Annotated in this window: 11 protein-coding genes; 2 read left to right on the forward strand and 9 right to left on the reverse strand. The window is 43.8% G+C overall.

The features are described 5' to 3' along the window. Nucleotides 1-286: 286 nt before the first annotated feature. Nucleotides 287-697, forward strand: coding sequence for a lactoylglutathione lyase (gene gloA / locus FLM48_RS11590; protein WP_028775087.1), 411 nt, complete (start codon nt 287-289; stop codon nt 695-697). An 85-nt stretch (nt 698-782) separates the two neighbouring features. On the opposite strand, the gene FLM48_RS11595 is transcribed toward gloA, so the two are convergent. From FLM48_RS11595 to FLM48_RS11615, 5 genes are all read right to left on the reverse strand, one after another. Beyond that, the gene (locus FLM48_RS11595) at nt 783-3,299 is read right to left on the reverse strand and encodes a TonB-dependent siderophore receptor (RefSeq protein WP_179024738.1); all 2,517 of its coding nucleotides are present in this window, start codon (nt 3,297-3,299) and stop codon (nt 783-785) included. Nucleotides 3,300-3,865: 566 nt separating this feature from the next. Next, a complete protein-coding gene (locus tag FLM48_RS11600) occupies nt 3,866-4,282 on the reverse strand; it encodes a DUF4402 domain-containing protein (protein WP_179024739.1) in 417 nt (138 codons plus the stop codon). Between the two features lie 102 nt (nt 4,283-4,384). Continuing rightward, nucleotides 4,385-7,549: a carboxypeptidase regulatory-like domain-containing protein gene (locus FLM48_RS11605; protein ID WP_179024740.1), complete on the reverse strand. Its 3,165-nt coding sequence runs from the start codon at nt 7,547-7,549 to the stop codon at nt 4,385-4,387. Between the two features lie 17 nt (nt 7,550-7,566). Further along, nucleotides 7,567-8,346: a molecular chaperone gene (locus FLM48_RS11610; protein WP_179024741.1), complete on the reverse strand. Its 780-nt coding sequence runs from the start codon at nt 8,344-8,346 to the stop codon at nt 7,567-7,569. 117 nt (nt 8,347-8,463) lie between these two features. Then, nucleotides 8,464-8,928 carry a DUF4402 domain-containing protein gene (locus FLM48_RS11615; protein ID WP_179024742.1) on the reverse strand — a complete coding sequence of 155 codons (465 nt, stop codon included), beginning with the start codon at nt 8,926-8,928 and terminating at the stop codon, nt 8,464-8,466. Nucleotides 8,929-9,408: 480 nt separating this feature from the next. On the opposite strand from FLM48_RS11615, the gene FLM48_RS11620 reads away from it, so the two are divergent. Continuing rightward, nucleotides 9,409-9,900, forward strand: coding sequence for a DUF4402 domain-containing protein (locus FLM48_RS11620; RefSeq protein WP_179024743.1), 492 nt, complete (start codon nt 9,409-9,411; stop codon nt 9,898-9,900). A gap of 4 nt (nt 9,901-9,904) precedes the next feature. Here FLM48_RS11620 and ruvB read toward each other — a convergent pair whose 3' ends face one another. The 4 genes from ruvB to FLM48_RS11640 are packed head-to-tail and all read right to left on the reverse strand — an operon-like array spanning nt 9,905 to nt 12,864. Next, the gene (gene ruvB, locus FLM48_RS11625) at nt 9,905-10,918 is read right to left on the reverse strand and encodes a Holliday junction branch migration DNA helicase RuvB (RefSeq protein ID WP_179024744.1); all 1,014 of its coding nucleotides are present in this window, start codon (nt 10,916-10,918) and stop codon (nt 9,905-9,907) included. A gap of 18 nt (nt 10,919-10,936) precedes the next feature. Further along, nucleotides 10,937-11,554, reverse strand: coding sequence for a Holliday junction branch migration protein RuvA (gene ruvA / locus FLM48_RS11630; protein WP_028772732.1), 618 nt, complete (start codon nt 11,552-11,554; stop codon nt 10,937-10,939). 27 nt (nt 11,555-11,581) lie between these two features. Next, entirely contained in the window at nt 11,582-12,103 is a 522-nt protein-coding gene (gene ruvC, locus FLM48_RS11635) for a crossover junction endodeoxyribonuclease RuvC (RefSeq protein WP_028772731.1), read from the reverse strand. Nucleotides 12,104-12,117: 14 nt separating this feature from the next. Then, nucleotides 12,118-12,864, reverse strand: coding sequence for a YebC/PmpR family DNA-binding transcriptional regulator (locus FLM48_RS11640; RefSeq protein WP_028772730.1), 747 nt, complete (start codon nt 12,862-12,864; stop codon nt 12,118-12,120). Nucleotides 12,865-12,875: the final 11 nt, after the last annotated feature.

Genomic DNA, 12,875 nt, shown 5'->3' on the forward strand with positions numbered 1-12,875 from the left:
AGGCCTAGGGCCATTTTTAATTCTGAAGACATAAGGTACTCCTGTTGTTTGTATGGCTCATTATCACAAGCCTTTGCCTACTACACCAATTTTAGCCGCTAATGTGTGAGCTAGATCAGCAATGAACACTTATTGCTAAAAGTGTAAGCTATTGTACATTTTAAAATGTCCTTCTTAGCGTTAGTTTAAATGATTTACAAGGTTTGTATTGATAAAAACAACGTGGACAAACAGAAACTTACCGCAGTAAACTAGCGTCACTTTCCACCACAAGAGTGAAAATACCATGTCGCAACTGCTGCACACCATGTTACGCGTTACCGACCTTGAACGAAGTATAGAGTTTTATACCCAAGTTTTAGGCATGAAGTTATTGAGAAAGTCTGAAAATGAGCAATATCGCTACACCTTAGCATTTGTGGGGTATGCTGAAGAGTCTTCCGGCGCTGCCGTGGTTGAACTGACCCACAACTGGGATACTGACAAGTACGACCTTGGCGATGCATTCGGTCACCTAGCAATCGGTGAGCAAGATATTTATCAGCGCTGTGAAGCGATAGCTGCGGCAGGAGGTAAAGTAACTCGTGAGCCTGGCCCTGTTGCTGGCGGTAGTACTGAAATCGCTTTTGTAGAAGATCCTGACGGCTATAAAATTGAACTAATTCAAATGAAAAGTGCCACCAAGGGATTAGGTTAAATCTCCATCAATCATTGCCAAGCTTAAACATAGGCAATAAAAAAAGCGCCCTGTTGGGCGCTTTTTATTAGTATTCAATCAAGTTTTAGAACTTAACTGTTACACCGGCATAGAAGCTACGACCAATAGTGTCATAAACTTCAGGTACTGTACCGCCGTCGCTACCGTTAGATACGTTTGAAGGCTCTACATCAGTAATGTTTTTAACACCACCGCTGATCATCCAAGTATCGTTGATGTAGTATGACGCTGAAACATTGTGATATAGCACAGAATCAACTTTCTCACCTGTTGCCAAATCATCCATTTCACCGATATAACGGTTGAAGTACATTACGCTCCAATCGCCTTGACCCGCTTTGATGCTGAAGTTGTTACGATACTGAGCATATGCACCGAAGTTACCATCGATCTTGTTGGTGTAATCGATACCGTCTTGCTCAAAGTTCAACAAGTAAGTGGTGTCATTGCTGATAACCCAATCTAAGCTTAACGCTTCAAAGTTATAAGCTAGGTTGAAATCGATACCACTGGTGTCTTGGTAACCCACGTTGGTCAATGAGTTTGTCAAGTTAGAAAGATCACCATTTGGTCCAATGTTGAACGTTTCACACGCTGAAGTATCGCCACCAAAACAAGCATCAAGTCCCGCTTGAGTATCTAAACGCGTAATTGCGTTTTTCACTTTAAAGCGCCAGTAATCAACTGTTAGAGACAGACCATCAACATAACTTGGTGAGTAAACTAAACCAGCAGTATAAGACTCAGACTCTTCAGGTTTTAGATCTTCATCAGAGGTATAGTTAACTAAGATCTGTGGATCTTGCTCGTTGCCCCAAGGATCAGTTAGGTAGTCGTATGAACCTGAGTTACCGCCATATAGCTCGCTAACGCTTGGTGCACGGAAACCTGTTGCAGCAACAGTACGTAGCATCAAGTCATCAGTCGCTTCATAGGTTAAACCAATTTTCCACGTTGAAGCATTACCAAAGGTAGAGTAGTCATCAAAGCGTAGTGCAAATTCACCGGTCAATTTATCTGTGAACGGTACACTCACTTCTTGGAATACCGAGATTACGTTGTAGCTACCATCAGTTGGATCTTGCTGTGCAGCAGTACCCTCACCTGCAACAATGATTGGGTCTGGATTGTAATAACCGCTTTCGTAGCGATATTCAGCACCGATAGCAAATGCAACTGCACCTGCATCCAAATCAAACAACTCACCGTTAATACCGGCAGAAATTGCATGCTGCTCGTTACCACCATCTGCTTTTTCTGTGTAAGCAACGCTATTTAGCAACTCTTGGTCGGTCATAGGTTGACCAGTTAACCAAGCATCTTGATCAGCATAAATTGCGTCTGCCATTAAGTTTGCGTTGATTGAGTTTTCTACTTGAGTTTTAGCCTTGTTATTACCATAGGTATAAGACACATCCCAAATCAGGCCAGTATTGACATCGATTGAACCTTCAAGGCCTGCAGAAACACGCCAAGTATCTGTGTCTTGACTATAGATACGTGGACCTACATCGTTCATACGTTTACGGTAGTTAACTTGACCGTTGTCATCTGGACCAATACCCGCATCAATCATGTCTTGATCAAGCTCAAAACACTTAGCAGGATCATCACCTGGCTGACAAACATCTAACATAATATTAGCAGGTTGTGGTGCTAGTTGCTGGTTAGATTTACGCTTGGTATAAAGCACGTCACCAGTTAATACTACATCGTTACCTAGCTCTTGTGTCATGTTAGCAAATAGGCTGTAGCGCTTGCTTGGTGTTTGGTAGAAACTGTCTTGAGTGAAGTCATAGCCTTCATCACGTTGTACCCAATTACCATTCTCGTCCTTCACCATACCGTCTAATGAACCATTAGGGATAAATGAGCTATCACCTGGATCAGTCCAGTCACGGTCAGACTGAATTACGCCACGACGTTCAGAATAAGCGGCACCGAAAGTATAGTTACCAGTATCAGTGTTGAAGCCATAAAGTGCACTTATCTCACCGTGTTCACCATCGCTCTTGTCGGTCATACCGCCAAGTACGTCAATTTGGAAACCTTCAAAGTCTTTTTTGGTGATGATGTTAACCACACCCGCAATTGCGTCTGAACCGTAAACAGCAGAAGCACCATCTTTTAAGATTTCTACACGTGAAATCATCGCAACAGGAATAGCATTAAGGTCAACTGCGCTGTCTGCACCTGAGCCAGAGTTAACCATGCGACGACCATTAAGTAGAACCAATGTACGTTGAGAGCCCATACCACGCAGGTCTACTTGAGCCACACCGTCTGAACCATTGTTAGTACTAGAACCCACTGCCGCACCAGCCATTGAGGTTTGGGCTTGTAGAAGCTCATCTACAGTGGTGAAGCCTTCTGCACGGATAGCAGCTGCATCGATAACGGTAACTGGAGATGCTGTTTCCATGTCTTGACGTTGAATACGAGAGCCAGTCACCGCAATACGTTCTACATTCGCTGACTCTTCTTCAGCCGCTGCAGTTGCACTGGTTAACGCAGCACCACTTGCTACTGATGCAATTAAGCTGTACTTAATTGCTGAGGCCAATTTTGATGTTCTGATCATTACGATTCACTCCCTAAATTAATTATTTTTATTAGCGCCAGAAATTAATTAGTCGGCGTTGGAATCGATACTGTAGTTTCACGTAACTACAGTCAATCACGATTTAAATTAACCTAAGATAATAAAGTGTTAAAATAACGTACTAATAAAGTTTTAAACACAAACGCCATTTTACAAAATATCGCTAAAATTGATTTAAAAAGAATAAAACCCTAGATATGAATACTTAAAGCCGGATTTGCAGACAGCGATACAGCAACAGTTATTTAACTTCGCCAAGTACCACTTTTGTGACTTAGGTCACAGTTTTTCGCATTTAGCAGGCTCTCGAGATCGAAAAAGTGACTAACTAGTGAGCCAGGTCAAATATTTATTCTGGCTAAAATAAGCCCATAAAGCTTAGGTACAGGATTCAGTTAACCTTGATAACAGAATGTTACACTATCACGACCCTGATACAAATTGCGACAAGTGTAATTTAAGATGGTTTAATGGTTTATTTCTGGTTGCAATAAAGTAGGTGATATATATATTTAAGCGATGGACTTGGCGAGTGAGATAATTAATTATTCGTAATTAATTTCCACTGTGTAATTAACTGTGTAGCTACCATTTTCAGCTGGTTTTATAACAGTTAATTTACCACCTACTATTAACGTGAGTTGGCCTGATTGGATATCAAAAAGCTGTTGTTGAGCACCATCTTGCAGATTCGGTTCAAACGTAAAATGATCAGTAACGACATTATGCACTACCACATTGATGTGGGACTGCCCCACGGCTGAGATATTAAATTGCGCGACATTAGCATCAGAAGTCAGGCAACCCGAACCTGTACGCCCTGCACTACTGATTTGGCACACTGAATCAGCCGTGTTGAGCACATCGCCTAGTTGTAAGGTGGTGTGCTCGGCAATATCAACCGGGTAGACTAAATTAAAACCCGCCTGACCGATGGCAGCGGTAAGCAATATGTTGAGCAAATAGAAACCAGATTTGATGGGGATAAAGCAATTATAGTAGCTAGCTCAATAACTGCATCGTACAAAACTATACCCAGGTCACAGTTTATGATTTTGACGACATTAGTGAGAGAGTTTTATCGGTGCAAGCTGTAAAAATTCACCTGGTTGAATATCAACGATAATTGCGTCCTCAGAAGCGACTCTGAGCTCGTAGCGACCAGGGACAATCGCATCAAATAGAAAAACGCCATCAAATTCCACCCGTGTTTTGTAGTAGTCATTGGTTTGCAGCGCAACGAGCTCCACCAGTTTGCCTTTAGCGGGTAGCGGCGAGTTACCAGACACAATCACTATGCCTTCTATTTCAGCGGTGTTTACCACGGGGTACATTATCTGTTGAACATGCCCAGGTTGCGCATTAACGCTAAAAATTGGTGTTCTAGCCACCAAAAATGGGTCAGGTAAACTACCTTCATTTAACATCAGTTTATGGGGCTGGCCGACTCGGAGTTGATTGATCAACAACTCGCCCTCTGCATTGGTTGCCAGTTCTGCCTGACTATGACCCGAAAAGCGCACACCTTCTATAGGGTGTTCAGACTCATCTAAGTGGTTATTACCGTTATCATCTTGGAACACAACTAACTTAACCGCACCGGTATTAAGATAGTTTTGACTGTCAATCAACAGCAAATTGTCATCGGCGTACCACAACGCCGAGCTATTCCATTTAAGTTGGCCAAACCAATCACCTTCATCGTCTGCGTCAACCATAAACCTTAATGTGCCATAATCAAACAGGTAGGATAACGCATTACGAATACTGTATTGCGCGCTGGTTTGCGGGTGGTAGCGCATCTCTACCTGATAATTAAGGCGCTCACCTATCGTTCGGTTTGCGTTAGCCACCCAGATATCAACTTCCGTGCCTTCACCTAGGCCGATATCTAGATAGCTACGCAAGTACCACTGTCCAAGCTTGCCTGAAATGGCTAACCGAGAAATATACTCATCAATGCCACCTGATTGCAGCCAGCGTAATTCGCCTGACATTGATAACCTGCCCAACTGGCTCGATAACCTGGCATTGGCTTGTAAACTATCACTGCTTAGTAAATAGTCTCGCCAATCTCCACCAAGCGACCAGCTCATAGCGGTGTTAGCAAAGCTACCATTTAACGATAGGTTTGCTTGCTGGTTTAAACGCATTTGTGGATTATCCCATGACTCAAAATCATCAAAATGCGACCAGTCAGCAATCCAATCTACACTCTCTATACTCCCTTGCAGCGTTGCGCCGATAGCATGCCCCTCGCCACTGTTGGCATAATTGATCTGCAGTAAATTATTTTCGCCAAGCAGGTTCATGCTCAGTTTAGGTATGGTAAGCCATTGATCATCATCTAGTTGTTGCCTAACAATCGCAAGGCCAGCAGTAAAACTGTCAGTCAAAGCGTATTGGCCACTTATATAGTACTGCTGTAAATCATCCTGCTCTCTAGCAAGAGCGCCTACTTGGACGCCACTATCGCCCTGCTCCAACACCGAGTCATCTAGTAATTTAGAGAAATTCTCTACTTTGGTTTCACCGTTTGGCCCAAAGAAACGCAGTTGATACTGGTTTAAGCCTATAAAATAAGGCACCTGCTCAAAACGGTATAAGCCGTCTTGGGCGATGCGTTGTACATTGACTAGCGCGTTATTGCGATAGAGTTCTACGTCCCAATCACTTAACCACTCACCCTCCACGGTAATGTAGCGTAAATCTTGGGTGATGCCGTCGCCTGCACTTAAGGTTACTCCCAGCCCTTGGTCGCCATCGGACAACAAAGGTAGGCTTTGGGAATTTACCGTACCGAGGCGATAGTGCTTTACCCAGTCATCTGGGCTACGCTTTTCAATGAACGCAGTGACATTATCACCGGAATCAGAATGGGAGTAACTCACGTAAGCTTGATGGTGTAACAACTCGCTTTTTGCTTGTAATGAAACCTCTTGGCCTAGCTGTGTTTCGCCCCCTTGGTTATTAGCATTAATGCCCACATCCATATTAACGGCTAGATCACCCAAAATCGCATTCTGTTTAGGTATTTCGACAACTTGCTGATGACTTGCTGCACTCTTCTGAGCGTTAAAAAGTTGATATCGCTTTTGCCGTTCTCGTAATTGACTTAGTGGCACAGCATCAGAATGTTCAATCACAAAGCGCTGCCTATTAGCTTGAAAGTCTATCTTTAAGCCAAACATCTGCTGCACCACATCCAAAGGTAGGTAAACATCCCAATCATCATAAAACAGCGTGGTATCGGCGCTTTCACATAAAGTCGAATGATTTTGATAACGCATTAAGCCATTACTGATATCAATGACTGCTTGCTCGTCTTTAAACCAACCATTAACTGAGAGCCCATCCATATCCACTGCTATTGGTAACATCAACAACTCAGCAAGTAGTTGCAAAGGAAGGTAGACCGCAGATCCATGCTGATAGGCAAATAGCTCTTCACTTAACACGTCTGAGCCGTAGCGTAATTGACTGATCAAAAATTGCTCATCGGCTGTTGGCTGAGTTTGATAGTGGCGATTAATAATTCGATTACAACGCCGAGGATTATGTTCCATAGCAGCGCCAATACTGCGGACGTTATTGTTACTGCTTTGCTCCGATTTGCCTTGGTGATGTGCCGGTTGAATGTGGGCGCGGGTCACTTGGCTAGCCTTTCTGGTCCCATAGCCCGATGAGTCGGCACTTTCTTCAATCATTTCACCTTGAATGAAACGATGACTGTTAGGTTTAGTTTTTTTTGCTATTTTCGATACCGACGGTGGATTTTGCTTATTCTGTAAATCAACATTGGCGGCACTGTTATAATCAACTAGGCTTCGCGGCGACTGTTCGCTCCGTCCGCGATTATTGTTAACAGTGACTGCTAGTGAATTTGATTCAGATAGATGAGCGCGAATAGCTTGCTGATCACCTATGTAGTTATTCGCTACCTGTGACGATGAAACTTGATTGGAGGCTAATCTATCTGCCTGATTAGAATTATTCGAATGATAGGGCGTGCTGTCTAATTTCTGATCATTTGGATTTGGAGTTGGCAAGGCGCGACCACCAAGAGCCACTACGCTACTATCTGTTGCGGTACTATCTGTTGCAGTACTATCTGTTGCAGTGCTAAGCCAGATATAGAGCAATATTGCTAATCCTGACAACGGCAAAAGCACCAGGTAGAACACCCAGTGCTTAACCAAGCCCAACTGTTGCTCGGGAGCCTTATTCATGTTGTCGTTAATATGTGCTATCTAAGCGCGTACTCAACCACCTTAGGGTTTGGTAAGTGTTCATTTTCAGAGTAGCGCACCCAAAGGCGGTCGCTAGGTTCGATCATTTGGTCTAAGCTGACATTAAAAGTGCGTTGCTCAATTTCTGTGTAAAGGGCCGCATTCTTAAAACTGCCAACGGTTTGTTTTTCACCATTGCTCTCTCGCAGCACTTCAATATCGCCATAACTGCTGCGATCGCCTGTCCGCTTAAGCGTCACTGCTACATTGCCATTACCTTGGGTTAAGTCACCTTTCTCAATAAACACTTCGCTATCAAGCTCACCGACTCTCAGTACTACGGGTACAGAGATACGTAACATAGCCGAAATACTTAAAGATAGATCTTTAGCGTTTTCTGTAGCAGCACTATCTAGCGCTTCAGTGAGCGGAATTTGACTAAATACCAGATAACTCCGATATTCACCTTGCGCAGTCCCTCTAGGTAAGCGTAATGCGAGGCGCACTCTCGTCCCTTCTTCAGGCTCAAGAGTAATTCGACGCGGTGAATAACGCACAAACTGACTTAGTTTGCCTTTGCCTTCAAGGGAAACATAGTCGCCACTGGGCAGCTGCTGTTTATCTTGAAAGTAGATGTTAAAACGAGATGTGACATTACCCTTATTAACAAGAGAAAAAATGGCACTTTTTTGGCGGCTGCTATCAAGCTCAGCACGGGTTGGTGTCACTAATAGACTTGCTTGCGAGTGTGTAGCCAGCATAAACAGGCTCAGACAGCCTAGTAAGATTCTTTTCATGTTATCGCCCAGCTAGTTTATATGAGACAAGCTCAATAATATTGTTGGTTAGCTTACTTCGAGCAGAATATAAAGGTGCCCTGCTGTTAGCAGGGCAAACATCTAAAGCGTTAGATTTTAGTAGATCACATCTACGGTGTAGCTGATAGTTTGGTCGCCAGATGATGCACTAGCAGCAACAATATCAATTGAACCGCCCACTACGAGTGTGGCCGTGTTTGAAGCAACAGTCACAGTGCTTGAAGCAATAGACGGTGTGAAAGTCACGCCCGCAACGCTGGTATCAGCACCTGACAAGGTCACATTTACATCACCATCATTGGCAGTAATTGTGAATACACCAGATTCAGAAGTATTACCGCCAGCAAGACACGCTGCACCAGTGACCGTATTGGCATAATCAAGCGTACAGTTGCCATCGGCAGAAATATCGATATTACCGAATTCCATGACCGTTGTTTCTGTTATGATGATAGGTTGGACAAGTTTAAATTGTGCGGTACCAGTGGCCTGTTCAGCAGCACTTTGACCAGCAAAAAACATCATTGAAGCAGCAGCGGTAGCAAGAAGTCTTTTTTTCATTATTTTGAGTTCCATAAGTAGTACGTCTTATTATTATCACTCACACCTAGCCTTTCCCTAGCTAACTCCGCTCTTCCTTGATCACGTATAAGTCGATGTTTAAAAGGCACTTTAGCTGTGCCTTGAGAAGTAAACTACCAAAGATGACACAATTAGCAACACTTTATTTACATTTAGATCACATTTAACAAAAGCAGGTAACATAAAAACTTATAATCAAGCTCAAAAACAGCATAAAACTCCAGTGAAACCGCTTTCAAAATCAGGTTTTTAGCAGTAAAGCTTGAATATCAATCACTGAGACCATCGTTATTTAAAAATGGAATAAGTTATTACCTCAAATAAAAAAGTGGTTTTATACTAATGACTTGTAACCATTAAGTAGTTTATGGCAACTTAATAGCAGGTAACAGACTAGAAAAATATAATATGCCTAGCGATAAAATTTCTACGCAGAATTTGCAATCTAGAAGGTATTGCATGTTAACCACACACAAAGCCTTTTTGGCTACCTTTCAGGGATTAATGCTACTGATTGCCCTGTTTGCGAGTATCAACGCCCATGCACAGATCACAATCACTGAAATACAACCGTTAAAGTATCCTAGCGTCATTCGTAATAGCACAACGAGTTCGATTGTTGTGGTCAATTGGAAAGGCAATCTTGGCGCGTCAACCAATGTGACCTTACTTGATAACGATTTTCATAATGGCCAGTATTTTATTACCTCAGATACCGACCAACCTATCACCATTAACTTTTACCAATTGGCTAACGAATATAAAGTTAACCTCAAAACACTCAGAGTTAGATACCAAGGAACTACCCTAAAAACCTTTCCTGCGGTAGATTTACCTAACCCCGGCACAGATGGAGAGTATCTTGAAATTGGCGCCAAAGTGGTGGCGACCAAGAAAGCAGAAGCGGGTATAAAATACCCGCAATATGTACTTGAAGTGACTGAGCAATAACGCTTTATTCAGGCTTTATAAGGTCAAAGTGGCTATAGGCTCTTGCGGTAGCGATACGTCCACGCGGGGTGCGTTGAATAAATCCTTGCTGGATCAAGAACGGCTCTAACACATCTTCTATCGTTTCCCGCTCTTCGCCAATGGCAGCGGCTAGGTTATCTAAGCCTACAGGGCCGCCCATAAATTTATCGATAATGGCCAGCAACAACTTGCGGTCCATATAGTCAAAGCCTTCGGCATCCACATCCAACATATTTAGCGCATCTTCAGCAACTGCTTTAGTCACATGGCCATCATGCTTCACTTCTGCATAATCTCTGACTCGGCGCAGCAATCGGTTAGCGATACGTGGCGTGCCTCGAGAACGTCTGGCAACCTCTACCGCCCCTTGATCATCAATAGGCAAGGTCATGACTTTGGCTGAGCGCGTCACAATACTGCTTAAGTCCACCACATTATAAAACTCAAGCCTAAGTGGAATGCCAAAGCGTGCTCTTAGAGGTGAAGTTAATGCGCCGGCGCGGGTGGTCGCGCCTATCAAAGTAAACGGTGGTAAATCGAGCTTAATCGATCTAGCTGCAGGCCCCTCGCCTATCATGATATCTAACTGATAATCTTCCATGGCTGGATATAGAATCTCTTCAACCACAGGACTTAAACGGTGGATCTCATCGATAAATAATACATCGCCCGCTTCCAAGTTAGTCAGCAAAGCCGCCAAATCCCCAGCCTTTTCTAATACCGGGCCCGAAGTTGATTTAATGTTGACACCCATTTCATTAGCAACAATCATCGCCAATGTGGTTTTACCTAGACCAGGTGGGCCATAAATGAGCATATGGTCTAAGGCTTCTTGGCGCTTTTTAGCCGCCTCAATAAACACTTTTAGCTGTGCACGAGTATCGTCCTGGCCAGTATACTCGTCCAATAACTTAGGCCGCATCGCCCTATCAATATGTTCGTCTTGCTCTTCGATACCTTGTACCTGAGCGTGAACCAACCGATCTGCTTCTATCATTATTGCTTAGCGCCTTAGTTATAACATTGACTTCAATGATGCCTTAATGAGGGTTTCTGAGTCCATGCCTTCTTTAAAAGCAGCCGACACAGCTTTACTCGCTTGTGCAGGCTTATAACCTAAACTCAATAAGGCGGCAATGGCATCTTCCTCTGCAGTATTCACAACTTCCGCAGGTGTATAGTTGGTCTGTAGTACAAACTCTCGCTCAGAGCCGACGGATGCTTCCATCAGCGTTTTCAATTTATCGCGCATTTCCACTAGCAAGCGTTCAGCAGTTTTCTTTCCTACCCCTGGCAACTTAACTAAGGTAGCAATATCGTCATGTTCGACACATTTAACGAACTCGGCAGCTGTCATGCCAGATAAAATTGTCAGTCCAAGCTTAGGACCCACGCCATTGGCTTTAATCAACAGGCGAAATAACGCTCTTTCTTGCTTAGTAATAAAGCCATATAACAACTGTGCATCTTCGCGAACCACAAAATGCGTATAAATCACAGCTTCTTTATTCAGTTCGGGAAGCTCATAAAAACTGGTGAGTGGCATCTGTACTTCATAACCAACGCCCGATACATCAATTAACACTTCGGGTGCCTGCTTCTCTACTAAAATACCTCGGAGTCTACCCAGCATTGGACAATCCTTATAATTGTTTTTAGGTTATTTGTAACGACCATAACTGCGTGACTTAGCTTTGCCACCCATTGCAATAAGCCCCTGATAAGTATGAAAGTGGCAAAGGGCTACCGCTAGCGCATCCGCCGCGTCAGCTTGTGGCGCAGCACTAAGCTTAAATATCTGTTGTACCATATGTTGTACTTGGCTTTTTTGTGCTCTACCTGTACCTACAACGGCACTTTTGATCTGTGTCGCGGTATATTCAGCTACGGGCAGTTCGGCGTGGGTGGCTGCAACAATCGCTGCGCCTCTTGCCTGCCCCAATTTAAGGGCTGAATCAGCATTTTTAGCCATAAACACATTTTCAATGGCAAATTCATCGGGTTGATATTGCTTGATGATTTCAGACACGCCATCAAAAATAATTTTGAGCCGACTGGGTAAGTCTCCAGACTGGGTACGTATGCAGCCGCTGCCTAAATAAATTTGCTGCCGTCCCTGACACTGAATAACGCCGTAACCACAAATTCTCGAACCTGGATCGATGCCTAATATGATTGGCATAAGTTAATAGTGGCCTATTCTAAATCTTGCAAAATGTCGTCAGCTATGTCGCCATTGTGATAAACCTCTTGCACATCATCGTGGTCTTCAAGATTATCAATGAGACGTAAGAATTTCGGCGCAGTCGCAGCGTCCAGCTCAGCTTTGGTCGATGGAATCATGGTCACTTCTGCGTTAATAGCTTGTAAACCTGCACCATCAAGCGCGTCTTTAACAGCACCAAAGTCTTCTGGGGTGGTGAACACATCAATTGAACTATCATCATGGGTAACGACATCATCAGCGCCCGCTTCTAATGCCGCATCCATCACTACATCCTCATCAGTGCCTTCAGCGTATGAGATCACGCCACGTTTACTAAACAGATAAGCAACGGAACCATCTGTCCCTAAATTACCGCCAGATTTGCTAAATGCATTACGCACACCGGAAACGGTACGGTTTTTATTGTCTGTCATGGTTTCCACCATCACAGCAGTGCCGCCAGGGCCGTAGCCTTCATACATGATGGTTTCAAGTACTTGGCCATCAAGCTCGCCAGCGCCGCGTTTAATCGCGCGCTCAACGGTGTCGCGTGTCATGTTGTTGGAAAGGGATTTATCTATCGCTGCACGTAATCTAGGGTTAGAATCAGGATCTGAGCCGCCTTCTCTGGCGGCAACAGTTAACTCACGGATAAACTTGGTAAATAGTTTGCCTCGCTTGGCATCTTGAGCGGCTTTGCGGTGCTTAATGTTCGCCCATTTACTGTGTCCAGCCATGTGTTCTCCTT

This window comes from Shewanella sp. Scap07 (genome assembly GCF_013394145.1).
GTDB classification, from domain to species: Bacteria; Pseudomonadota; Gammaproteobacteria; order Enterobacterales; family Shewanellaceae; genus Shewanella; species Shewanella waksmanii.